The sequence below is a fragment of the Pantoea sp. Acro-807 genome (assembly GCF_011752675.1).
In the GTDB taxonomy this organism is placed as follows: domain Bacteria; phylum Pseudomonadota; class Gammaproteobacteria; order Enterobacterales; family Enterobacteriaceae; genus Pantoea; species Pantoea eucrina.
On sequence record NZ_VWXE01000001.1, the window covers coordinates 15,547 to 38,633 of the forward strand.

At 56.6% G+C, this 23,087-nt stretch carries 20 protein-coding genes; 14 read left to right on the forward strand and 6 right to left on the reverse strand.

Features of this window, described 5'->3' with window-relative positions; genetic code table 11:
* The first annotated feature begins 3 nt into the window (after window positions 1–3).
* The 8 genes from F3J39_RS00100 (at window position 4) to katG (ending at window position 7,724) form a co-directional block, all read left to right on the forward strand.
* Window positions 4–669 (forward strand): amino acid ABC transporter permease, encoded by a 666-nt coding sequence (locus F3J39_RS00100; RefSeq protein ID WP_039382832.1) that lies wholly within the window; start codon window positions 4–6, stop codon window positions 667–669.
* On the forward strand, window positions 666–1,322 hold the full coding sequence (locus F3J39_RS00105; protein WP_039382833.1) for an amino acid ABC transporter permease: 657 nt from the start codon (window positions 666–668) through the stop codon (window positions 1,320–1,322). The genes F3J39_RS00100 and F3J39_RS00105 overlap by 4 nt, the downstream gene beginning before the upstream one ends.
* A complete protein-coding gene (locus F3J39_RS00110; RefSeq protein WP_039382834.1) occupies window positions 1,303–2,034 on the forward strand; it encodes an amino acid ABC transporter ATP-binding protein in 732 nt (243 codons plus the stop codon). The genes F3J39_RS00105 and F3J39_RS00110 overlap by 20 nt, the downstream gene beginning before the upstream one ends.
* Before the next feature lie 23 nt (window positions 2,035–2,057).
* Window positions 2,058–3,293 carry an alanine--glyoxylate aminotransferase family protein gene (locus F3J39_RS00115; RefSeq protein ID WP_145339302.1) on the forward strand — a complete coding sequence of 412 codons (1,236 nt, stop codon included), beginning with the start codon at window positions 2,058–2,060 and terminating at the stop codon, window positions 3,291–3,293.
* The gene (gene hpxK, locus F3J39_RS00120) at window positions 3,290–4,540 is read left to right on the forward strand and encodes an allantoate amidohydrolase (RefSeq protein WP_166713731.1); all 1,251 of its coding nucleotides are present in this window, start codon (window positions 3,290–3,292) and stop codon (window positions 4,538–4,540) included. The genes F3J39_RS00115 and hpxK overlap by 4 nt, the downstream gene beginning before the upstream one ends.
* 10 nt (window positions 4,541–4,550) lie before the next feature.
* Window positions 4,551–5,045: a 2-oxo-4-hydroxy-4-carboxy-5-ureidoimidazoline decarboxylase gene (uraD, locus tag F3J39_RS00125; RefSeq protein ID WP_104084598.1), complete on the forward strand. Its 495-nt coding sequence runs from the start codon at window positions 4,551–4,553 to the stop codon at window positions 5,043–5,045.
* Window positions 5,042–5,377, forward strand: coding sequence for a hydroxyisourate hydrolase (gene uraH, locus F3J39_RS00130; RefSeq protein WP_071668481.1), 336 nt, complete (start codon window positions 5,042–5,044; stop codon window positions 5,375–5,377). Before uraD ends, uraH begins: the two co-directional genes overlap by 4 nt.
* A 145-nt stretch (window positions 5,378–5,522) precedes the next feature.
* Window positions 5,523–7,724, forward strand: coding sequence for a catalase/peroxidase HPI (katG, locus tag F3J39_RS00135; protein ID WP_166713732.1), 2,202 nt, complete (start codon window positions 5,523–5,525; stop codon window positions 7,722–7,724).
* A 102-nt stretch (window positions 7,725–7,826) separates the two neighbouring features.
* On the opposite strand, the gene F3J39_RS00140 is transcribed toward katG, so the two are convergent.
* A complete protein-coding gene (locus F3J39_RS00140; protein ID WP_071668483.1) occupies window positions 7,827–8,897 on the reverse strand; it encodes an ATP-binding protein in 1,071 nt (356 codons plus the stop codon).
* Entirely contained in the window at window positions 8,894–9,598 is a 705-nt protein-coding gene (locus F3J39_RS00145; RefSeq protein WP_039382845.1) for a response regulator, read from the reverse strand. Before F3J39_RS00145 ends, F3J39_RS00140 begins: the two co-directional genes overlap by 4 nt.
* 292 nt (window positions 9,599–9,890) lie before the next feature.
* Between F3J39_RS00145 and F3J39_RS00150 the strand changes: the two genes are divergently transcribed.
* The 4 genes from F3J39_RS00150 to F3J39_RS00165 all read left to right on the forward strand — a co-directional run bounded on the left by F3J39_RS00150 (window position 9,891) and on the right by F3J39_RS00165 (window position 15,480).
* Window positions 9,891–10,319: a hypothetical protein gene (locus F3J39_RS00150; RefSeq protein ID WP_052246468.1), complete on the forward strand. Its 429-nt coding sequence runs from the start codon at window positions 9,891–9,893 to the stop codon at window positions 10,317–10,319.
* Between the two features lie 162 nt (window positions 10,320–10,481).
* Window positions 10,482–13,574, forward strand: a complete 3,093-nt coding sequence (locus F3J39_RS00155) for a multidrug efflux RND transporter permease subunit (RefSeq protein ID WP_166713733.1) — start codon at window positions 10,482–10,484, stop codon at window positions 13,572–13,574.
* A 65-nt stretch (window positions 13,575–13,639) separates the two neighbouring features.
* A complete protein-coding gene (locus F3J39_RS00160) occupies window positions 13,640–14,209 on the forward strand; it encodes a GNAT family protein (RefSeq protein ID WP_094111380.1) in 570 nt (189 codons plus the stop codon).
* Between the two features lie 161 nt (window positions 14,210–14,370).
* On the forward strand, window positions 14,371–15,480 hold the full coding sequence (locus F3J39_RS00165) for an SDR family oxidoreductase (RefSeq protein WP_166713734.1): 1,110 nt from the start codon (window positions 14,371–14,373) through the stop codon (window positions 15,478–15,480).
* Between the two features lie 85 nt (window positions 15,481–15,565).
* Here the strand turns inward: F3J39_RS00165 and F3J39_RS00170 are convergent, their stop codons facing one another.
* From F3J39_RS00170 to F3J39_RS00180, 3 genes are all read right to left on the reverse strand, one after another.
* A complete protein-coding gene (locus F3J39_RS00170) occupies window positions 15,566–16,696 on the reverse strand; it encodes a polysaccharide export protein (protein ID WP_052246469.1) in 1,131 nt (376 codons plus the stop codon).
* Between the two features lie 276 nt (window positions 16,697–16,972).
* Window positions 16,973–17,743 carry an amidohydrolase gene (locus F3J39_RS00175; protein WP_139239664.1) on the reverse strand — a complete coding sequence of 257 codons (771 nt, stop codon included), beginning with the start codon at window positions 17,741–17,743 and terminating at the stop codon, window positions 16,973–16,975.
* A complete protein-coding gene (locus F3J39_RS00180) occupies window positions 17,731–18,891 on the reverse strand; it encodes a pyridoxal phosphate-dependent aminotransferase (protein WP_039382853.1) in 1,161 nt (386 codons plus the stop codon). Before F3J39_RS00180 ends, F3J39_RS00175 begins: the two co-directional genes overlap by 13 nt.
* A gap of 127 nt (window positions 18,892–19,018) precedes the next feature.
* Here F3J39_RS00180 and F3J39_RS00185 point away from each other — a divergent pair, with 127 nt between their 5' ends.
* Window positions 19,019–19,714, forward strand: coding sequence for a hypothetical protein (locus F3J39_RS00185; RefSeq protein WP_166713735.1), 696 nt, complete (start codon window positions 19,019–19,021; stop codon window positions 19,712–19,714).
* 60 nt (window positions 19,715–19,774) lie between these two features.
* Here the strand turns inward: F3J39_RS00185 and fadE are convergent, their stop codons facing one another.
* A complete protein-coding gene (fadE, locus tag F3J39_RS00190) occupies window positions 19,775–22,219 on the reverse strand; it encodes an acyl-CoA dehydrogenase FadE (RefSeq protein WP_108570221.1) in 2,445 nt (814 codons plus the stop codon).
* Window positions 22,220–22,461: 242 nt separating this feature from the next.
* Between fadE and lpcA the strand changes: the two genes are divergently transcribed.
* Window positions 22,462–23,040 carry a D-sedoheptulose 7-phosphate isomerase gene (gene lpcA / locus F3J39_RS00195; protein ID WP_065650032.1) on the forward strand — a complete coding sequence of 193 codons (579 nt, stop codon included), beginning with the start codon at window positions 22,462–22,464 and terminating at the stop codon, window positions 23,038–23,040.
* Window positions 23,041–23,087: the final 47 nt, after the last annotated feature.

Here is a 23,087-nt window from a genome sequence, read left to right on the forward strand (position 1 = left end):
GTCATGGCGCAGCTAAATTTCGCTGAACTCTGGCCTTACTGGCCGGAACTGCTGGCCGGGCTATGGGTCACTGTGCAGCTTACGGTGGTGGCTACGCTCGGTGGCGTCAGCCTCGGCATCCTCGGCGCAGCGCTGCGCAGCGGCAGGCCAGGCTGGGCCAGCCGCCTCTGGGGCGTCTATGTGGAGCTGATCCGCAATACGCCGTTTGTCGTACAGCTGTTTTTTATCGTGTTTGGCCTGCCCAACCTGGGGGTAAAACTTACCGCCGGAGAAGCTGCGCTGCTGGCAATGCTGATCAATCTCGGCGCTTACAGCACAGAGATTATCCGCGCCGGCATTCAGGTCACGCCGAAAGGACAGTGGGAAGCGGGGCGCGTGCTGGGTTTAAGCCGCGCGCAGACCTTTCTGCGCGTGGTGCTGCCACCTTCGCTGCAGCGCATCTATCCGGCCCTGGTCAGTCAGTGCATCATCGTTATGCTCGGCTCATCGGTGGTGTCGCAGGTCTCTTATGAGGAGCTGACCTTTGCGGCCAATCTGATTCAGTCCCGCACATTTTTGAGTTTTGAAGTCTACCTGGTGACCACGCTGCTCTATCTGGCGTTGTCAGTTGCGATGCGTCAGCTGCTGCTGGCGCTGGGGCGTAAATGGTTTGGAGTAGAGCCGGCATGACAACCTTTACCGACTGGGACATTCTGCGCAATCTGCTGCTGGCCGCACGCTGGACGCTGCTGCTGTCGCTGGTGGCCTTCGCCGGCGGCACGCTGGTGACGCTGCCGCTGCTGCTGCTGCGCCTGCTGAAAAAGACGTGGCTGACGCGGCTGATTCAGGGCTATACCGCGCTGTTTCAGGGCACGCCGCTGCTGATGCAGCTGTTTCTCGCGTTTTTTGGCGTCGGGCTGTTTGGCGTGGACGTGGCGCCGTGGACCGCCGCCTCGCTGGCGCTGACCTTTTATACCAGCGCCTTTCTGCTCGATATCTGGTACGGCAGCATACGCGCGCTGCCAAAAGGTCAGTGGGAGGCGTCACGCTGCCTCGGCCTGAACTTCGGCCAGACGCTCTGCCGCGTCGTGGCACCGCAGGCGATCCGCATCGGCATTGCGCCGACGGTGGGCTTTGCGGTGCAGGTGATCAAAGGCACCGCGCTGGCCTCAATTATCGGTTTTATCGAGCTGACGAAAGCCGGCACTATTTTAAACAACGTCACGTATCAGCCGTTTAAGGTGTTTGGCCTCGTGGCGCTTGGCTACTTCCTGATGTGTTATCCGCTGTCGCGCTACAGCCAGTACCTGGAGAAAAAATTCCATGCCGCTCATCACCATTAATCAGGTTCAGAAATACTACGGCGAAAATCATGTCCTGAAAGGGGTTGATCTGGATATCGATAATGGCGAAGTGATCTCGATTATCGGCCGCAGCGGCTCCGGTAAAAGCACGCTGCTGCGCTGTATGAACGGGCTGGAGGGCTACCAGGAGGGCAGCATTAAGCTGGGCGGCATGACCATTACGCATCGTGAATCTCAGGCGCGTGAAATCAGCCGCTCGGTCGGTATGGTGTTCCAGAATTTCAATCTTTTTCCGCACATGACCGCGCTGGAGAATGTGATGCTGGCACCGCGCCGCGTGCTGAAAAAAAGCGCGGCGGAGTGCCGGCAGCTGGCAACAAAAATGCTGGAAAAAGTGGGGCTGGGTGAGCGACTGGACTACTACCCGGCCAGCCTCTCCGGCGGCCAGCAGCAGCGTGTGGCGATTGCCCGGGCGCTGGCGATGCAGCCAAAAGTGCTGCTCTGCGATGAGATCACCTCCGCGCTCGATCCGGAGCTGGTGGGCGAGGTGCTGAAGGTGCTGGAGCAGCTGGCGGCGGAGGGGATGACGCTGATCCTCGTGACGCATGAAATGAATTTTGCCCGCGACGTGGGCGACCGGGTGGTATTTATGCATCAGGGGCGGGTGTGGGAGCAGGGCAGCAGTAAAACGCTGTTTGCGCAGCCGCAGACCGCCGAACTGAAACAGTTTATCTCGACCGTACGCCTCTGAGCGGGGCCATTAAGGAATTCACTATGGACATTCATCAGTTCTCTCAGATCAATCCGCCGCAGCGTCTGCTGATGGGGCCAGGGCCGATTAACGCCGACCCGCGCGTGCTGCGCGCCATGTCGAGCCAGCTGCTCGGGCAGTACGATCCGGCGATGACGCACTACATGAATGAAGTCATGGCGCTCTATCGTGGCATTTTTCGCACCGAAAATCGCTGGACGCTGCTGATTGACGGCACCTCTCGCGCCGGCATCGAGGCGATTCTGCTTTCTGCTATCCGTCCCGGCGATCGGGTACTGGTACCGGTGTTTGGCCGTTTTGGCCATCTGCTGTGCGAGATTGCGCGGCGCTGCCGGGCGGAAGTGCATACGATTGAAGTGCCCTGGGGCGAAGTGTTCTCGCCGGATCAGATTGAGGATGCGATCAAACGGGTTAAGCCGCGCCTGCTGCTGACGGTGCAGGGTGACACGTCAACCACTATGCTGCAGCCGCTGGCGGAGCTGGGCGCTATCTGTCGCCGGTATGGCGTACTGTTCTATACCGATGCCACCGCCTCTCTGGCGGGTAACGCGCTGGAAACTGATGCCTGGGGGCTGGATGCGGTCTCTGCCGGCATGCAGAAATGCCTGGGCGGTCCCTCCGGCACCTCTCCCGTTACCCTGAGCCCGCAGATGGAGGAGATCATCCGCAAGCGTAAATGCGTGGAGGAGGGGATCCGCACGGCGGCGCATCAGGATGGTGATGACGAGATGATCTACTCCAACTATTTCGATCTCGGCATGATCATGGATTACTGGGGGCCGGAGCGGCTTAATCACCATACGGAAGCGACCAGCGCGCTGTTTGGTGCCCGGGAATGCGCGCGCATCATTTTGCAGGAGGGGCTGGATAACAGCATCGCCCGGCACAAGCTGCATGGTGACGCGCTGCTGAAAGGCATCCAGGGCATGGGACTGGAGACCTTTGGCGATCTGCAGCACAAGATGAACAACGTGCTGGGCGTTGTCATTCCGCAGGGCGTGAACGGTGACCAGGTGCGCAAACTGATGCTGGACGATTTTGGCATTGAGATCGGCACCTCATTTGGTCCGCTGCACGGCAAAGTGTGGCGCATCGGCACCATGGGCTACAACGCGCGTAAAGATTGCGTGATGCAGACCCTGAGCGCGCTTGAAGCGGTACTGCAGCACTGCGGTTTTGGTACGCCGCAGGGTGCGGCGCTGCAGGCCGCCTGGGATCGCTACGGGAGCGAAGCATGAGTGCACGCCAGATGAGCGCTGAAGAGGCGCAGTCGGCCGCCGCGCGCATTATGGCGCGTTGTGATGCGCTGGCGGAGATCAGCGAGGAGGAGGATAGCCTGACGCGCGTTTATCTCTCTCCGGAGCACCTGCGCGCTAACGCCTGCGTGGCGGAGTGGATGCAGGCGGCGGGCATGCGGACCTGGCAGGATGCCGTGGGCAATATCTGCGGCCGCTATGAGGCGGCCGAGCCGGGCGCAGCGGCGCTGCTGCTCGGTTCCCATCTTGATACCGTGCGCAACGCCGGACGCTATGACGGCATGCTGGGCGTGCTGAGCGCAATTGAAACCGTGCAGTGGCTGCACGATCGCCGGCAGCGCCTGCCGCTGGCGGTCGAGATAGTGGGTTTTGCGGATGAGGAGGGGACCCGCTTCGGCATTACGCTGCTGGGCAGCCGCGGCCTGACCGGCAGCTGGCCGGAGAGCTGGATCACTCATCCCGACGGCAACGGCATTACGGTCGCCGCCGCGATGCAGGATGCCGGGCTGGATGCCGCACAGGTAAGTCTCGCAGCACGTCATGTCAGCGAGATCGCCGCCTATCTGGAGCTGCATATCGAGCAGGGGCCCTGCCTGGAGGAGGCGGATTTAGCTCTGGGCGTGGTCACCGCCATCAACGGCGCGCGCCGCCTTAACTGCCATTTTAGCGGCGAGGCGGGACACGCCGGCACGGTGCCGATGCTGCTGCGTAAAGATGCGCTGGCCGCCGCCGCCGAGTGGATGCTGTTTATCGAACAGGCGACGCAGGCGCCGCTGGTGGCGACAACCGGCACGCTCAGCTGTCAGCCTGGCGCAGTGAATGTCATTCCGGGAGAGGTGCAGCTGTCGCTGGATATTCGCGGCCCGCAGGATGAGCCGCTGGAGCGGCACCTGTCGCAGCTGTTAACGCAGGCGCAGGCGATTGCGCTGCGGCGCGGGGTGAGCTTCAGCGCCAGCGAATATTACCGCATTGCCGCGACGCCGTGCGATAAACGGCTGCAGCAGGCGCTGGGCGCGGCGGTTGAAACCGTTCAGGGCTGCACGCTGGCACTGCCGAGCGGGGCGGGCCATGATGCAATTGCCATGGCGGAGCGCTGGCCGGTCGGCATGCTGTTTGTGCGTAACCATCACGGTATCAGCCACCATCCGGCGGAATCGGTAAAAATGGACGACGTGGCGCTGGGCGTGCAGGCGTATCTGCAGGCGGTAACAGCGCTGGCGCAGGCATAAGGGAGCGGGCATGAAGCTGAATGAGTTTAATCAGGCGGATGAGGCTGACGCCCGTCAGGCGATCGCGCACTGCGTCGCCATTCCTGCCTGGCAGCAGGCGCTGGTGGCCGCACGGCCCTATGCCTCCCTGAGTGCGCTGGCCGGGCGGGCGCAGCAGCTGGCGCAGCGCTGGCAACAGGCGGAGCTGGAGCAGGCGCTCAGCGCCCATCCGCGTATTGGTGAAGCAGCCCAGGGTACGGCGCATGAGGCCAGGCTGTCGCGTCAGGAGCAGGCTGCGATGCAGCAGGCGGACCGCGACCTGCAGCTCGCGATGCGCGCAGGGAATCAGGCCTATGAAGCACGCTTTGGCCGGGTATTTCTGATCCGGGCCAGCGGACGCAGCGCGGAGCAGATGCTGGCAGAGTTGCAGCGCAGGCTTAACAATAATAAGGCGTGCGAACAGCAGGAGACGCTGGCGCAGCTGCGGGAAATTACCCTGTTACGGCTTAAGGAGAGCATCATATGAGCACCATCACCACGCACATTCTTGATACCGCGCTCGGCACACCGGCCGCAGGCGTTGCCGTCTCGCTGGAGCAGAACAGCCCGGAAGGGTGGTTTCCGGTCAGTGAAGGAGAAACCGATCGCGACGGGCGTATCAGCGATTTAACACCGGAACCCTTAGCGCCGGGGCACTACCGGCTGACGGCAGAGATTGGCGACTATTTTGCCGCTGACGGGCGCGATGCGCTCTATGTCAGCGCGCAGATAGACTTTGTGATCGGACGGGCGGGCAGCCATTATCATCTGCCGTTTCTGATCTCCCCCTGGTCCTGGTCCACCTATCGCGGCAGCTGAACGGCCGCGCTTCATTTTGTGCAGCCTGTCACAAAACTTCTTTTTGAAAGACAAAAGCTATCAAAGCTTTCGGTCCATCCAAATATATTCTGCTCCTGAGTGCCGCTATCTTAACCGCAAAACGTGAAGCCAATGGAGCCGAATAATGAGCACGCCAGACCATAACGATAATGCTGCAGCGTCCGGAAAATGTCCTTTTCATCATGGAGCGTCAGAAGAGAAGAGCGTGCTTGCACGCGGCGCCGGCAGCGGCACCTCTAACCGCGACTGGTGGCCTAATATGCTGCGGGTCGACCTGCTGAATCAGCACTCCAGCCGCTCTAATCCGCTGGATGAAAATTTCAGCTACCGCGAAGCGTTCAGCCAGCTTGACTACGCGGCACTAAAAGCGGATATCCGCGCGCTGCTGACCGATTCACAATCCTGGTGGCCCGCCGACTGGGGCAGTTACATTGGCCTGTTTATTCGTATGGCGTGGCACAGCGCCGGTACCTACCGCACCATTGATGGCCGCGGCGGCTCCGGACGCGGACAGCAGCGCTTTGCGCCGCTCAACGCCTGGCCCGATAACGTCAGCCTTGATAAAGCACGACGCCTGCTCTGGCCGGTAAAACAGAAGTATGGCCAGAAAATTTCCTGGGCCGATCTCTATATTCTGGCGGGTAACGTCTCCCTGGAGAACGCCGGGTTCCGTACCTTTGGTTTTGGTGCCGGTCGTGAGGATGTCTGGGAGCCGGATATGGATGTGGACTGGGGCCATGAAAAAGAGTGGCTGGCGCACCGTCATCCCGAGAGCCTCGCAAATGCCCCGCTGGGCGCAACCGAAATGGGCCTGATCTATGTGAACCCTGAGGGTCCGGAAGCGAGCGGCGATCCGCGTTCTGCAGCACCGGCGATCCGCGCCACCTTTGGCAACATGGGCATGAACGATGAAGAGATCGTCGCGCTTATCGCAGGCGGGCATACGCTGGGCAAAACGCACGGGGCGGCGGCCGCCAGCCACCTTGATGTCGATCCTGAAGCCTCGCCGATTGAAGCGCAGGGCTTTGGCTGGCACAACAGCTACGGCAGCGGCGCCGGCGCAGATGCCATCACCTCCGGTCTGGAAGTGGTCTGGACGCAGACGCCAACCCAGTGGAGCAACTACTTCTTTGAGAACCTGTTCAAATATGAGTGGGTGCAGACGCACAGCCCGGCGGGCGCGATTCAGTTTGAAGCGGTAGACGCAGAAGCGATCATCCCCGATCCGTTTGATCCGGAGAAAAAGCGCAAGCCCACCATGCTGGTGACCGATCTGACGCTGCGTTTCGATCCGGAGTTTGAGAAGATCTCGCGCCGCTTCCTGAACGATCCGCAGGCGTTTAATGAAGCGTTCGCCCGCGCCTGGTTCAAGCTGACTCACCGCGATATGGGACCCAAAGCGCGCTACCTCGGTCCGGAAGTGCCGAAGGAAGATCTGCTGTGGCAGGATCCGTTACCGCAGCCGGTGCATCAGCCTGGCGCTGATGATATTGCGCAGGCTAAAGCGCAGATTGCCGCATCGGGCCTGAACGTCAGCCAGCTGGTCTCCGTGGCCTGGGCATCCGCTTCAACGTTCCGTGGCGGCGATAAGCGCGGAGGGGCCAACGGTGCGCGTCTGGCGCTGGCACCGCAGAACGGCTGGGCGGTCAATGCCGGCGTGGTAAGCGATGTGCTGCCGGTCTTGCAGCAGATCCAGCAGGCGTCCGGCAAGCTCTCACTGGCGGATATCCTTGTGCTGGCGGGCAGCGTCGGTATTGAGCAGGCGGCAGCCGCCGCTGGCGTGGCGGTACAGGTGCCGTTTATGCCAGGCCGCGTGGATGCGCGTCAGGATCAGACCGATATTGAGTCGTTTAACGTGCTTCAGCCGCTGGCCGATGGCTTCCGTAACTATCGTCGCGTGCAGAGCGGTTCCTCAACGGAGACCCTGCTGCTGGATAAAGCGCAGCAGCTGACGCTGAGTGCGCCGGAGCTGACGGCGCTGCTGGGCGGCCTGCGCGTGCTCGGCACCAACTATGACGGCAGTCAGCACGGCGTGTTTACCGATCGCCCGGGCGTGCTGAGCAACGACTTTTTTGTCAATCTGCTCGATATGCGCACCGCATGGCGCGCCACTGATGAACGCGCGGAGCTGTTTGAAGGACGCGATCGTGAAAGCGGTGCAGTGAAATATCACGCCACGCGCGCCGATCTGGTGTTCGGCTCTAACGCCATCCTGCGCGCGCTGGCGGAAGTGTACGCCAGCAGCGATGCGAAGCAGAAATTTGTCCATGACTTTGTGGCCGCCTGGACGAAAGTGATGAACCTGGACCGTTTCGATCTGGCGTAATTATCCTGCGCTGCATCGCGCCTGATACGCCCGTGTAAAAACAGAACCGGAAGCCACGCGCTTCCGGTTTTTTATGTGCCGAAAAACAGCCTGTAGCGCAGATCAGGTATGCCCAACTGGCCAGGCAAGCCGGAAAATGGAATGCTGCTGTGACGTTACCACGCAGGTGGCATTGCCGCCGTGTGCCTGCATAATAGCCCGGACGACAGAGAGCCCCAGACCACATCCTTTTGGATTCGCCTCTCTGGCACTTATCCCGCGCTGAAAAGGCTGAAACAGCAGTGGCTGAAATTCAGGTGGAATACCAGGGCCTTCATCCTGAACAAGAATGTAATTCTCTCTCTCTGTCATACCATTTTTTATCACCAGGGTGCGTGATGTGGAGTAGTGCAGCGCATTATCAAACAGCACGGTCAGGCACTGTGTCATGCGCAAAGCATCACAGACGCAGAGCTGTGGAGTGAGTTCAGTGATAACCGTAAAGCCTTTGTTTTCAAATTCCGGCGTAAATACGTCAATGGCATGTGTAATCAGCTGCTGCAAATCGGTTTCATGCGGATCCAGCAGGTAGCCAGCTCCGCCTGCAGAGCTGACCACGCGTAAATCTTCAATCAGTCTGTTTAAGCCTTCGGTTTGTCTGAGCAGCTTTTCAAACAGAAGCGGGTCGGGGCCAAAAACGCCCTCCACCAGCCCCTGTAAACGGCCGCGTAATATAGTAACCGGTGTCCTGAGTTCGTGTGCGATGGCCGCATTCCACAGATTTCTCTGCTCATCGAGCGTCTGCAGCTTCTCCGCCATTTCATTAAAATCTTTTACCAGGCTGTTGATCTCGCCCAGCATTGAGGTTGTGCAGAGCGCCCGGGCGCCTAAATCACCGGCAGATATCTTTTTCAGGCTGGAAGCAATCGTGTTCAGCGGAGTCAGTATGCGCGCAGAGAGCTTCACCGTAAAAAACAGAGAGATAACCAGACTGGAGAGCGTCATAACCAGAACCCATATCCAGTCCCACAGGTTCATAGACTCTTCTGCACCTGCTGTATTTTCGCCAGGAATATAGTCAGTGATAAAGGTATAAAACAGCCATGAGCCTGCAACTGATATAGTAACAATAATGAAAGTCAGCGACAGCATATAGGTGAGTATCTGGCGACTGAGCACAGGCTCCCGGCTCATTGACTTTCTCCCAAACGATAACCCATCCCTCTGATACTTTCCGGCACACCCATCAGACCGGCATGCTCAAGTTTTTTACGCAGTTTACTCATATGGCTATCTACCGTTCTGTCGAGTGTGTCTCCCTCAGGCAGACAGGCGTTGAGTAGCTCTTCACGGGAACAGACTTTACGTGGACTTTTTGCCAGATAGGTCAAAAGTTTAAACTCGGTTGTGGTGAGTACCGGCGTTATGACGCTCTCTCCGGCTTTAATTTCCAGATAAAAGTCGTCAGGATAAATAGTGATATGAGCTGTTCGTATTGGCCTGGCTGCCTCAGCTGGCACATTACGCGCGGCTCGTCTGAGGACAGCCTCAACCCGGGCAATGACTTCGGAAGGGTTGAAAGGTTTGATGACATAATCATCAGCCCCCAGCCTTAACCCCATCAGTTTATCGATATCCTGATCGAGAGCGGTGACCATAATAACCGGCACGTTGCTCTCTTTACGCAGCGTGGTCATGACGTTCCAGCCATCAAGCAGGGGAAGGTTGATATCCAGCAAAATCAGGTCGGGCTTTTTCAACCGGCTCAGACTGATGGCCTGCTCGCCATTGGCTGCCCGCAGGCTGCTCATGCCTGCTCGCTGCAAATAGCTCATTAATATATCTGCTATTTCATCATCATCTTCAGCAACAAGAATTAAAAAGCCGCTATTCATTTATTCTCCGAAAGAGCCAGGTAATGCTGGCTGGCCGGTAGGCAGAAGCAGGCAGCATAATCTTTTGCTCAAAAAGGTAACTGATATCTCATCAGGACAGGCTGGTTTAAAAAAAGTTTCATAAGGCTGGCCCTATTTCTTTGCCGCTGCCTTATCTGCACGCGCCGGGGGATCTTAATGCTATCTCCACAAACCACAGATAAACACTCCATAGTGTAATGAGATAATGAAAAAAACAGGCATGCCTCTCTGGTTTTTCATTAATTGAGCGTAAAAGAGAACAGGATACCCGATGACAGGCGCTAACAGAGATACAGAAGAGATGAATGGCCTTCAGGATGTTTTTATCAAAAGATTACGTGTGCTGGCACCTTTTATCTCAGTTTCATGGGGACTACTTTATCTCTGGCTTATACTGGCGCACGCCGCTGACGACCGGGTATCGCATACGCTTATGGCGTCACCATTGATCTATCTCTCTATTGTGGCAGCCGCTTTACTGCTGGTGATGCAGAAGAGGTCCGGTGCATTAAAAGAGATACTCATTATTGCATTCTGGCTGCTGATGATAATGCTGTGGCTGGTGTCATTTTTCTCCAGCATGCTGAATCTGCATCCGGGATTAAATGAATTACTATTTTATTATGAATGTTTTTTGATTTTATTTTTCTGCGGCTCTCCGCTCTATCTGATGATGAGAATAATTAATGCTATTTACTAGGCGTTATTTTAAGGTTTTTTGCTCCATAATCTATCCATAAACCTCACATACAGCCTAAACAATGGCGCTTTAAACTGCCTCCCTGTCTGGTTGTCACTGCGCAACAGGTTTGTTGCGGGCAGAAGCGTGCTGTAGTCAGTTGCTGAGTATGAGATAAATATAATGCCGCTATTTTTTATTCACCGCCCGGTTTTCGCCTGGGTTATTGCTCTGTTTATCGTTCTCAGTGGCGTTTTATCGATTCCGCATCTGCCGGTTGCTCAATATCCTGCTGTTGCGCCTCCCAGCCTGATCATTTCAGTGAGCTATCCGGGCGCAAACGCAGAGGTCATGAACACCTCGGTGGTGTCGCTAATAGAGCGCGAGATATCAGGCGTTGATCATCTGCTCTACTTTGAGTCATCCAGTGACACGACGGGCATGGCTTCCATTACGGTTACCTTTAAACCGGGTACTGATATCAAACTGGCGCAGATGGATCTGCAAAACCAGCTTAAAACGATTGAGCCACGGCTCCCGCAATCTGTCCGCCAGAATGGGATTAATGTTGAAGCGGCAAATGCCGGCTTTCTGATGATGGTGGGTCTGCAATCCCGAAACGGTGCGTTTCAGGAAGCGGATTTAAGTGATTACTTTGCCCGCAATATTGCGGACGAACTGCGGCGGGTACCGGGGGTCGGCAAAATTCAGCTGTTTGGCAGTGAAAAAGCGCTGCGCATCTGGCTGGATCCGGTACGGCTGCACGATTATAAACTTTCTGTCACGGAAGTGCTTACGGCAATCAGTCAGCAAAACGTCATTGTTTCGCCGGGTAGAACCGGCGACGAGCCAGCCATCGACGGGCAGGCGGTAACCTGGCCTATCACGGTAAGGGGCCAGCTTACGTCTGCGGAGGCGTTTGGTAATATTACCATCCGGTCCGATGCAACCGGCGCACGCCTCAGGCTTGCAGATGTGGCGCGCGTTGAATCCGGATTACAGAGCTATGCATTCGGCATACGCGATAATGGCTTGCCAGCCACGGCTGCCGCGATTCAGCTGGCACCCGGCGCTAACGCCATCAGCACTGCATCGGGCATTCATAACCGGCTTAAGGCGCTCACCGGCTCGCTGCCTGAGGGAATAAGCTTTACCGTGCCTTTTGACACCGCACCCTTTGTAAAACTCTCCATTATCAAAGTGGTGGAGACCTTTGCAGAAGCGATGGTGCTGGTATTTCTGGTTATGCTGCTCTTTCTGCATAAAATTCGCTGTACGCTTATTCCGGCTATTGTGGCACCGGTTGCGCTGCTGGGCACGTTAACCGTGATGCTGCTGTGCGGATATTCCATCAATATTCTGACAATGTTTGGCATGGTGCTGGCTATCGGCATTATTGTTGATGACGCCATTGTGGTAGTAGAAAACGTCGAGCGTCTGATGGCAGAAAAAAAGCTGTCACCCCGTGAAGCGACCCAGGAAGCGATGCGCGAGATCACGCCAGCGATCATTGGCATTACGCTGGTACTCACTGCCGTCTTCATTCCCATGGGCTTTGCCAGCGGATCAACCGGAATCATCTATCGTCAGTTCTGCATTTCGATGTCGGTGTCCATTCTGCTGTCAGCCTTTCTTGCGCTGACGCTGACGCCCGCATTGTGCGCTACTCTGCTCAGGCCGCACGATAGTCGCTTAAGCAGCGACCGGACATTTTCAGCCCGCTTTAACCGGCATTTCAATGCGCTTACGGTTCACTATGAATCGGGCATCCGCGCACTTCTCAAACGAACCGGCAGGATGATGTTGATCTATCTGGCGCTCTGTATGGCACTGCTGGCCGGTTTAGCTACGTTGCCATCCTCGTTTTTGCCTGAAGAAGATCAGGGCTATTTCATGTCGTCTCTTCAGCTGCCTTCCGACGCCACGATGCAAAGGACACTTAACGTGGTTGAAAAATTTGAGCATGAAATAGCGCAACGGCCAGCCATTAAAAATAACATCATGATCCTGGGTTTTGGCTTTTCAGGCTCTGGTCCTAACACGGCGATGGCGTTTACGACGCTGAAAGCGTCAAAGGAACGTGGCGGCAGCAGCGCGCAGGCTGAAGCGAGTTATATCCAGCAGCAGATGGAAAGCGTGGCAGATGGCGTTACGATGAGTTTGCTGCCACCTGCCATTGCCGATCTGGGAACCTCTTCAGGCTTTACCTACTATGTGCAGGATCGGGGAGGGCGGGGCTATAAAGCGCTGAAACAGGCTACCGACGAACTGATACGGCGTGCAGGCCATCATCCTGCGCTGGCAGAAGCGTATATCGACGGTTTACCGGACGGCACCAGCCTGTCGCTGAAGATCGACCGGGAAAAGGCAGAGGCGCTGGGCGTTTCATTCGACGAGATAAACCAGACTCTCTCCGTTATCGCCGGGTCCAGTTACGTCAATGATTATGTTAACCAGGGGCGGGTACAGCAGGTTATCGTCCAGGCGGATGCAGCATACCGCATGCAGCCTGAGCAGCTGCTGCAGAGCTGGGTCAAAAACCGCAGCGGCCAGATGGTGGCACTATCCAGCTTTGCGTCGATCGGCTGGGGCGTTGCGCCGCAACAGCTGAATCGCTATCAGGGCTATCCCGCTATCCGTATTACCGGCAGCGCTGCGCCCGGCGTCTCCAGCGGCACCGCCATGCAGGTCATTGACCAGCTGGCGCAACATTTACCGGAGGGGTTTGCTGGCGAGTGGGCCGGCAGTTCGCTGCAGGAAAAGGCGTCTGCAAAACAGCTTCCGTTACTGATTGTGCTTTCCGTGTTGGTGGTATTTATGGTGCTGGCAGCGCTCTATGAAAGCTGGTCTGTGCCAGTGGCCGTTATGTTGGTTGTACCGCTCGGGCTGATAGGGGCTGTAATTGCGGTTGCCATGGCACAGATGACGAATGACGTATTCTTTAAAGTCGGACTGATTACCCTGATTGGGCTTTCGGCCAAAAATGCCATCCTGATTATAGAATTTGCCCGCCATTTACGGCAACAGGGTGAGACCCTGACGGTGGCGATTCTGACTGCGTCAAAACAGCGCCTGCGTCCGATTATAATGACCTCCCTGGCCTTTACGCTTGGCGTTGTTCCACTCATGCTTGCCAGTGGCGCAAGCGATAGTACACAGCATGCCATCGGCACAGGCGTATTTGGCGGTATGATCAGCGGTACGCTACTGACAATATTTTTTGTACCCGTATTTTTTACCATAGTGATGCGTTTTGTTAAGAAAAGGGCGGAGTAGCACAGTGGTATCTGCAGACAAGCTTCAGTAATCAATCGTTTTATCACATGGTAGCGCGAGGCATAATGAATATTATTACCACTTCAAGACTGATTATTCGTCGCTTTTGTCGGGACGATGGCACAGCATTATTCAGTTATCTTCATGAGCCGGCCACTCCCTGCTTTTATGATGAAAGAGTAGCGTCGCTGGCGGCTGCTTATCTGGAAGCGGAAAAACGATCGACAGATAAAAGTCAGTTTGCCGTATGCCTGCAAGAGAACAATCAGTTAATAGGCCATCTTTTTGCTGAGAACGGGAATGATGAACCTGACAGGCACACCTGGTCAGCGGGCTGGCATTTCTCTCCGGCATTTCACGGTCAGGGATATGCCCGTGAATCGGTGGCGGCACTGTTTGATTATCTTTTTAAGCAGCAATATGCCCGGCGGATTTATGCCTGGGTAGAAGATTATAATGTTCCTTCGCGCAATCTCTGCGTTCGCTTACATATGCGGCAGGAAGCGTGCTTTAAAGAGTTCGTCAGTTTCATCACTGAACATGGTGAGGCGCGTTATGACGATACGCTGGTGTATGCCATTCTGAAAAAAGAATGGGATGCGAAGCGAAATAAAAATAATGGCGATAATGCTTAGTGAAAGAGTGAACTTTTTTTATAGAGTAAAGACTAATATCTGTCATCAGAAATGATGCAATATATTCAAATAATAGATTCCATTCAAAGGGTGAATGCGCTATTTAGCGCTATTCGCCAAGGCAGCTTATGTCTGCTGTGTCATAATTAAAGAGAAAAGAGATGAAAAAAATACTGGTTACAGGGGGTACCGGCTTTTTGGGTGGTGCTATTGCTGCTGAGTTAATGATAAATGAGAACCCAGAGAGATTGCTTCTTCTTGCGCGAGGCGATGCAGAGAGTAGTGCCCTGGAACGGGTTAAGGAGAATTTAGCTAAGTTTGGCATCAGCCCCGCTCAGCTAAATACCATTTCAGCGCAACAAATCATAGAAGGCGATTTATCAAAGCCGGAAACTTTTATTGCAGATCTCAGGCTGAACGATGTGGAAAAGGTGATTAACTGTGCCGCTATCGCTTCCTTTGGTAATAATCCGTTAATCTGGAAAGTAAACGTTGAGGGCACGTTTCAGCTTGCCAGCCGCATGAGTAAAGTAAAGGGATTAAAACGCTTTATTCATGTGGGTACAGCAATGTCATGTACGCCTGAACCTGACAGCCATGTGACAGAAGCGATCGCGCCCACGCAAAGAAAAGATCATATTGTAGAGTATACCTGGAGCAAATCGACGGTAGAGCAGATGATAAAAGAGCACCTGCCGGGATTCCCGTTAATTATTGCACGCCCCTCTATTGTTGTAGGGCATACTGAGCATGGGTGTATTCCCTCCGCCAGCATTTTTTGGGTGTTTCGCATGGCGCTCAGACTGGGCAAGTTCATGTGCAACCTTGATGACAAAATCGATGTTATACCGGTAGATTACTGCGCCAAAACCATAGTCAGGCTGCTTCAGGCAGCTGAACTCGATCATCCGGTTTATCATATCTCCTCCGGTAGAGAGAGCAGCGTAACGTTTGCAGAGATTGATCGTGCTATGGCGCTGGCTTCAGGCTCCCGACCCGTCTCGGCCGATTATAAAAAAGTCGGCTATAAAGAGTTATCCCGGGAAAAGCATAATTTCAAAACGCTTTTTGGCGACTGTAATGAAAGGATCGTACTGAAATCTATGAGTCTGTATGGCGAGTTTTCAAAGTTAAACGTGACTTTTGATAATGAAAAAATCCTGAAGCTCGGCATGCCAGCCTCACCAAGATTTACCGATTATATTGCGGTCTGCCATAACTCAGTAAAAGAAAAATCACTTTCTGAATTGATGGCTGTCGATTTCAAATAACATGAATGCTTAATAGGGTAGTGCTATATTTAAGCACTACCCTGAATGCCGCTCGGGAACATTTACGCCTGAAGTTAACCCTTTTTCAGGGTATCTTTTTAACGGCAGTGCTGAGCTTATTAACCGCGGTTATGGTAGGTATAAGCTGCCTGACAACCCGGTTCCAGCGCGTCAGTGGCGTTGCGGTAACATAGACAATATCATAGGGCTGTAGTTTGAAATCACTGGCCAGTGCCATCGCTGCCGCATTTTTCAGGTTGATTTGATAAATATCAGCCAGTCTTTTTTCTGCTGGCGCCTTTAATTGCCTGATGACAAAAACGCCTGTGGCGTCAGCCGTAGTCTGATCTATTCCCCGCGCACTGCTGATAGCCTCTGTCAGCGTCATGCCGCTTCTGTCCATCAGTAATGTTTTTTGCGCGCCGGTTTCACCCATGACAAAAATTTTGCGGGAATCATTACGCGGGATGTAAAGAATATCGCCATGATGCAACAGCGCATTTTGTGTCAGGTCGCCCTTCTCTAACAGCAATTTAAGAGATATCGGATACTGCACGGCATCATGCGTCAGTGTGACATTTTCCCAGTCCGCCTCTTTCGTCAGGCCGCCTGCGGCATTGATGGCGTCAAGCACGGTCAGAGGAATATGAGTAATGGGCTGCTGGCCGGAGCGAACGACTTCACCACTCACATACGCTTTCCGGGAGCGAAAAGCGGCTATTTTCACATCAACCTGCGGGGATTCAATGTAGTGGTGAAGTCGTGCAGTTATCTCCGTCCTGACCTGTTCTGTGGTTTTATTAAGAACGTAGATGCTGCCCGTATAGGGAAAATAGAGGGTGCCGTTAGGTCGGACAGTGCTGCCGGTTTCCGTTGAGTCACGATACTGACCCGCCGGAGACGTAATTTCCGGATGATCCCAGACGGTAATACTCAGTACATCACCTACGCCGATGCGATAAGAATAATCGTCTTCCGGCAGCCGGAAAATATGTTTTGAACGGTTTTGCTGACCGGCTTCATTAAGCTGTTGCAGCATTACCGGACTTAACAGAGTGACCCTGACCAGCGCGTTAATGTCAGAGCGCTCGCGGTTATCGTTAACCAGCGTTTTATTGGCCAGCGGCAGGTCCTGACCTGGCTGCACGGTACAGCCACAAAGTATTAACGCAACACTGAGCGCTGAATGGCGAAATAGTCGCAATTTACTCTTCATTAATCCGGTCCATAAAAAAGTGCACAACAGCAAGGGTTTTCAGAAATTATCAGTAGCGGCCAGCTATCACGCTGCAAAGCGCTCTGCAGCGGACTGGCGATACAGATGGTGATAACTAGCTGGTATACCGAAGTAGTGCGGATTACTGATGCAGGATTTATGGAGGGAAAATGCAGGCCTGAAAAAGCAGCGTTGTTAACGCTGCTTTTTCGCCGGATAAACTAAATCCGATAAATAAAAATCAGCGGCTGATTGCCTGTTGTCAGCCGCAGTCGCTCAGCCCAGCGTCCACGTATCAGCATCGCGCCACGCCGGAAAGCGCTCGCGGTACGCCTGCAGCGCCTCCAGCGACAGCTCCGCATCCAGACGTGCCGGGGTGAACGGTTCAGCGGCTGCGAGGATCTCCCCCTGCGGTGAGATAATCTGGCTGTCGCCGCGGTAGCGATGATGATTGCCGTCGCTGCCCACCCGGTTACAGCCGGCGATATACGCCTGATTTTCGATGGCGCGCGCCATCAGCAGCGCCTGCCAGTGATGCGCGCGTGGAGCCGGCCAGTTGGCCACATAGAGCGCCAGATCGTAATCGTTGCGGTTGCGGGAAAACACCGGAAAGCGCAGGTCGTAGCAAATCTGCGGGAGAATGCGCCAGCCGCGCCAGTAAACCAACTCCCGGCGTTCGCCCGGCAGATAGTGCTGATGCTCCTCCGCCATACGAAACAGATGGCGTTTGTCATACTGATGCAGCGTGCCGTCTGGCTCCACCAGCAGAAACCGGTTTACCGCACCCGCTTCTGTCTGAATGGCCGCGCTGCCGCCGATCAGCGCCTGGGTGGCCCGCGCGTGATGCTGCAGCCAGGCCACCACCTCCTGCTGCGGCAGCGAAGCCTGTGCCGCCTCCATGGCAAAGCCGGTCGTAAACATCTCCGGCAGCACAATCACATCGCGTCCGCTCAGATTTTCCAGCAGCCGATCAAAGTGACGCAGGTTAGCGGCGCCGTTCATCCAGCTCAGCGGCTGCTGCAGCAGGGTCATCTTCAAAGTTTGCACAGGCGCTCCGCGGCGGCGTCAAGCGTCGCCTCTTGTTTGGCAAAGCACAGGCGGATCAGCCGGTGCGGGAAAGGATCAGCGCAGAACACCGACAGCGGGATAGCAGCGACGCCCGCCTCTCTGGTCAGCCACTCGCAGAAGCTGACGTCATCGAGATCGGAGATCGCGCTGTAGTCCAGCAGTAAAAAATAGGTGCCTTCACAGGGTAATACCTGAAAGCGACTGGCTGCCAGCGCCTGCGTCAGACGATCGCGCCGCGCGCGGTAAAACTCAGGCAGCGTCCGGTAGTGTTCCGGCTGCTGACGCAGCATATCCGCCAGCGCCAGCTGGGCCGGAGTATTGACGGAAAAGGTCAGGTACTGATGTACCTTACGCAGCTCGGCGCTGATAGCGGGTGGCGCTATGGCGTAGCCCACTTTCCAGCCGGTCATATGATACGTCTTGCCAAATGAGGAGACGGTGACCGCGCGCTGGTGCAGTCCGGCATGCGCCAGCACGCTGGCGTGGCCTGCCGTGCTGAAACAGATATGCTCATACACTTCATCGCTCAGCACATAAATCTCCCGATCCGCAATCGCCTGCCACAGCGCCTCCAGATCGCTCTGCTGCCACACGGTAGCGGAGGGATTGTGCGGCGTATTCAGGATCACCAGCCGCGTACGTGCGCTGAGCCGATCGCGAAACGCAGGCCAGGGGACGCGAAACTCAGGCGGCTGCAGGGCGATGCGCTGCATCACGCCGCCCGCCAGCGTTACCGCGGGCGCATAGCTGTCGTAGCTGGGGTCAAAGCAGATCACTTCGTCGCCGGGGCGCACCAGCGCGGTAATGGCAGCGTAGAGCGCTTCCGTCGCCCCGCTGGTCACGGTAATGTCGCTGCCAGCGTCGGGCCGGTAGCCATAAAGCCCGGCGGTTTTATCCGCTATGGCGTCGCGCAGTTCCGGCGTGCCGATCATCGGCGCATACTGATTGGCTCCCTGACTGACGTGATGCGCCAGCCGCGCCTGCAGCAGTGCGGGGCCGCTGAAATCGGGAAATCCCTGAGAAAGGTTAATGGCGCTGTGCCTGGCGGCAAGCGCGCTCATCTGCGTAAAGATCGTGGTGCCGGTCGCGGGAAGCTTGCTGTCGGGAATAAGATCAAATGGCGTCATAGTAAGCTGGCCTTGCGCGTAAGCAGCGTGATAAGAAACCCTGTATTGCTGACACTATAATCAGGATGCTACTCTTTGGCAATCGAGACGCTTAGATGGCTAAATGCAGCTTTTACAGGAGCAGGTAATGGCACAACCTCATGACAACAGCGCCGCCGGCGAGGCGCTGGCGCAAACTTTGCTGGCGGCATCAACCGGGATAAATGACGGAGCGGCACGCCGGCTGGCGGAACAGCTGTTCAACTGGCAGCCCGCGACGGTGCCGGTTACGCTGCAGGGGCTGGCGGCGGAGCTGCAGCAGGATGAGGCGCTGCAGCAAATCCTCGGTGTACTGCGCTGGCGTTTTCTTACCCGTCCGGAAACGCTGCTGCCTGAGCACGGCTGCGCTGCGCCTGTCGGTTTTGCCGTCAGCGGGGCGTTAAGCGAACTGCTGATCCACTACTGCGCTGCCCCCGGCCAGCTGCCGCTGCGCGAAGCCGCCGATGCGCGCGAGCAGCATCTGCAGGCGGTTCAGCAGCTGTGGCGCGGATTTTCCGCTGGCTTTCGTCGCCGGGTGGGCAGCGAAGCGCTCTTCAGCTGGCCCGGATGTGACCAGCTGCTGCTGCAGTCGGTCTGGCATGACGCTCTCGGCTACAGCGGTGCAGCGCTGATCCGGCGCAGCCTCAGCGCTATCACGCTGAGTGATTTTTCCGGTATTGATGATGAGGAGATGCGCAACGCCTGTCTGCACAGCGCGCTGGCGCTGGGGCGCACCCTGATGCTGGCCGCTGACCATATTGCGGATGAAGAGGCGCTGGTTGCCCGCATTCGCCAGGCCGCGTAGGCGCTGGCGCAGGCAAAAAAAACGCCTCCGTAAGGAGGCGTCTGGCACCTGGTGTCGGGATTATGCCGCTTCGCTGGGCTGCGCCCGCGGCCGGGGTTGTGGCTTCGGTGCGGCCAGGGCTTCCGGCACGAACTCATCCACATTAATGGCTTTCAGCCGGCTTGCTTCTGCGCGGATCAGCACCTGCGCTTCGCTCTCGTCGATCAGCCCCTCTTTCAGCGCCCGCTGCGCCAGCGCATCAAGGCGGGTAAAGGAGAGATGCTTTTTCTGTTGCTGACAGAGGCGATCGTGGATCACTTCTGCCGCCATCACATCCTGCAGCGCCTGCTCCAGCTGGCCCGCCGGATTATGCTCAGCTGGCGTCAGATACTGACCGCGGCCAAGGCGGGAGCGGGTGGCAGAAGGCAGCTGCAGCAGCTTCGCCAGTTTATGATCAAGTTTGTCTGACGGCGGCAGGCAGCGTTTGCCGCCGGCGAAGATAGCCAGGCGCAGCGCACCGGCGGCCAGACGGTTCGGGAAGTTACGCAGCAGATCGTCCATCGCCACTTCTGCCTGATGCAGCGCATCCTGCACGCCCCAGTGCACCAGCGGCAGATCGGCCTCATGGCGGCCTTCTTCGTCATAGCGTTTCAGCGTGGCGGAGGCCAGATACATCTGGCTCAGCACATCGCCAAGGCGGGCAGAGATGCGCTCGCGCCGCTTCAGGCTGCCGCCGAGCACCGCCATGGAGATATCGGAGAGCAGCGCCAGGTTCGCGCTCAGACGATTAAGCTGCTGATAGTAGTGGCGCGTGGCGTCACGCGTCGGCGCGGCGCTGGTGCGGCCGTTGGTCAGGCCGAGCCACAGGCTGCGTACCGCGCTGCTGCCGACGTGACCGATATGGCTGAACAGCGCGTGGTCAAAGCGGGAGAGATCGTTCTTCGCCGCCGCGTCCATCTCTTTAAGCACCCAGGGATGGCAGCGAATGGCACCCTGGCCGAAGATAATCATGCTGCGCGTCAGGATATTAGCGCCCTCAACCGTAATGGCGATTGGCGCACCCTGATAGGCGCGGGCGAGGAAGTTGTTATCTCCGAGCATAATGCCTTTGCCGCCCGCGATATCCATCGCGTCAATAATGGCGCGCTGGCCGCGGTGGGTGCAGTGATACTTCACAATCGCAGAGAGCACGGCGGGCTTTTCACCCTGCATAATGCCGGTGGTGATCAGCGTGGCGGCCGCGTCCATAACGTAAGCATTACCGGCAATACGCGCCAGCGGCTCTTCAATACCTTCCATTTTACCAATCGCCACTTTGAACTGACGGCGGATGTGCGCATAAGCGCCGGTGGCCAGCGCCACGCTTTTCAGACTGCCGGTGGAGTTAGAGGGCAGGGTGATGCCGCGCCCGACCGAGAGGCACTCGACCAGCATGCGCCAGCCCTGACCGGCCATCGCCGGGCCGCCGATGATATAGTCAATCGGCACGAAAATGTTGTTGCCGCGCGTCGGGCCGTTCTGGAACGGCACGTTGAGCGGGAAGTGGCGATTACCAATCTCCACGCCCGGCGTATGGGTCGGGATCAGTGCACAGGTAATTCCCGGCTCCGGGTTATCGCCCAGCAGACCATCGGGATCGGAGAGTTTAAACGCCAGGCCCAGCACGGTGGCAACCGGTGCCAGCGTAATATAGCGTTTGTTCCAGGTCAGGCGCATGCCCAGCACCTGCTGACCCTGCCACTCGCCCATGCAGACCACCCCGGTATCAGGAATGGCGCCCGCATCAGAACCCGCTTCCGGGCTGGTCAGGGCAAAGCAGGGGATCTCATCGCCGCGTGCCAGACGGGGCAGATAGTGATCTTTCTGCTCCTCAGTACCGTAATGCTGCAGCAGTTCGCCCGGTCCCAGAGAGTTCGGTACGCCGACGGTGATTGCCAGAATACCGGAGACGCCAGCCAGCTTCTGCAACACGCGCGCCTGCGCATAAGCGGAAAACTCCAGTCCGCCATACTCTTTTTTGATGATCATGGCGAAAAAGCGGTGCTGCTTCAGATAGGCCCACAGCTCCGGCGGCAAATCGGCCAGCTCATGAGTAATCGCGAAGTCGTTTGCCATACGGCACGCTTCCTCAACCGGACCATCCAGAAACGCCTGCTCCTCAGCGGTGAGGTGCGGGCGCGGATAGTTGTGCAGCTTCTGCCAGTCCGGCTTGCCCTGAAACAGGTCGCCTTCCCACCAGGTCGTGCCGGCATCGATCGCTTCCTGCTCTGTGCGTGACATCGGCGGCATGACGTTACGAAAGCCCCGCAGGGCTGGTTTTGAAAACAGGCGCTGGCGCAGCGACGTCAGGTTAAGCGGCAGCAGGACCAGCGCCAGCGGCAGCAGCAGCCAGGCGCTCCAGAGGCCGGTTAAGGCCATGGCAGCGGTCCAGAGCAGCAGGATGGCGCTGCTCAGACGCAGAGATATCTGATGATAAAAGAGGGCGCTAACCAGCAGTAGCGTCGCCACAATGGAAACCAGCAGCATAGTGAATCGCTCCGTAAGTAGTAAGAGGTCTGACCTGTTAGTCACAGGTTTAGAGCAGCCGCTCTTAATAAGCAATTCCTTTACATCACAATTACAACCAGGCTCACAAAATCATCGCGGCTGGCGCATTTATCGCCTGGCTACGCTGTGGCAGACGCGTTTTCACTGCTGCCAGCGCTTTGCGCCCCTGTGGCATTCCGTTAAACTTGCCGGGTTAACCTCTCCGCTAAAGGACATCTCTTATGTATCAGGACATCATTCGCTCGGAACTCAACGAAGCCGCCGACACCCTGACCCGATTTTTGAGTGACGACGCGAACATCCACGCTATTCAGCGCGCTGCGGTGCTGCTGGCAGATAGTTTCAAAGCGGGCGGAAAAGTGCTCTCCTGCGGTAACGGGGGATCGCACTGTGACGCGATGCATTTTGCCGAGGAGCTGACCGGCCGCTATCGCGAAAATCGTCCTGGCTACCCGGCGATTGCGATTTCTGATGTCAGCCATCTCTCCTGCGTCAGCAACGACTTCGGCTATGACCATGTGTTTTCGCGCTACGTGGAAGCGGTCGGGCGCGAAGGCGATGTGCTGCTGGGGCTCTCCACTTCCGGCAACTCCGCTAACATCATCAAAGCGATTGAGGCCGCGCGCGCGCAGGGAATGAAAGTGATCACCCTGACCGGCAAAGATGGCGGCAAAATGGCGGGCAGTGCGGATATTGAGATCCGGGTTCCGCATTTCGGCTATGCCGATCGCATCCAGGAGATCCACATTAAAGTGATCCATATCCTGATGCTGCTGATTGAAAAAGAGATGGTTAAGTAATTTACGCTGCCTTCCCGCATGCCGGGAGGGGTGAGAAGGGGGGAAGC

Bases quoted from the DNA above. Each gene is read 5' to 3' on its own strand.
- F3J39_RS00155 (WP_166713733.1), top strand. From the start codon at position 10,482: ATGCCGCTATTTTTTATTCACCGCCCGGTTTTCGCCTGGGTTATTGCT.
- uraD (WP_104084598.1), top strand. From the start codon at position 4,551: ATGAAGCTGAATGAGTTTAATCAGGCGGATGAGGCTGACGCCCGTCAG.
- lpcA (WP_065650032.1), top strand. From the start codon at position 22,462: ATGTATCAGGACATCATTCGCTCGGAACTCAACGAAGCCGCCGACACC.
- fadE (WP_108570221.1), bottom strand. From the start codon at position 22,219: ATGCTGCTGGTTTCCATTGTGGCGACGCTACTGCTGGTTAGCGCCCTC.
- F3J39_RS00100 (WP_039382832.1), top strand. From the start codon at position 4: ATGGCGCAGCTAAATTTCGCTGAACTCTGGCCTTACTGGCCGGAACTG.
- F3J39_RS00180 (WP_039382853.1), bottom strand. From the start codon at position 18,891: ATGACGCCATTTGATCTTATTCCCGACAGCAAGCTTCCCGCGACCGGC.
- katG (WP_166713732.1), top strand. From the start codon at position 5,523: ATGAGCACGCCAGACCATAACGATAATGCTGCAGCGTCCGGAAAATGT.
- hpxK (WP_166713731.1), top strand. From the start codon at position 3,290: ATGAGTGCACGCCAGATGAGCGCTGAAGAGGCGCAGTCGGCCGCCGCG.
- F3J39_RS00115 (WP_145339302.1), top strand. From the start codon at position 2,058: ATGGACATTCATCAGTTCTCTCAGATCAATCCGCCGCAGCGTCTGCTG.
- F3J39_RS00170 (WP_052246469.1), bottom strand. From the start codon at position 16,696: ATGAAGAGTAAATTGCGACTATTTCGCCATTCAGCGCTCAGTGTTGCG.
- F3J39_RS00150 (WP_052246468.1), top strand. From the start codon at position 9,891: ATGACAGGCGCTAACAGAGATACAGAAGAGATGAATGGCCTTCAGGAT.
- F3J39_RS00145 (WP_039382845.1), bottom strand. From the start codon at position 9,598: ATGAATAGCGGCTTTTTAATTCTTGTTGCTGAAGATGATGATGAAATA.
- F3J39_RS00110 (WP_039382834.1), top strand. From the start codon at position 1,303: ATGCCGCTCATCACCATTAATCAGGTTCAGAAATACTACGGCGAAAAT.
- uraH (WP_071668481.1), top strand. From the start codon at position 5,042: ATGAGCACCATCACCACGCACATTCTTGATACCGCGCTCGGCACACCG.
- F3J39_RS00140 (WP_071668483.1), bottom strand. From the start codon at position 8,897: ATGAGCCGGGAGCCTGTGCTCAGTCGCCAGATACTCACCTATATGCTG.
- F3J39_RS00185 (WP_166713735.1), top strand. From the start codon at position 19,019: ATGGCACAACCTCATGACAACAGCGCCGCCGGCGAGGCGCTGGCGCAA.
- F3J39_RS00165 (WP_166713734.1), top strand. From the start codon at position 14,371: ATGAAAAAAATACTGGTTACAGGGGGTACCGGCTTTTTGGGTGGTGCT.
- F3J39_RS00160 (WP_094111380.1), top strand. From the start codon at position 13,640: ATGAATATTATTACCACTTCAAGACTGATTATTCGTCGCTTTTGTCGG.
- F3J39_RS00105 (WP_039382833.1), top strand. From the start codon at position 666: ATGACAACCTTTACCGACTGGGACATTCTGCGCAATCTGCTGCTGGCC.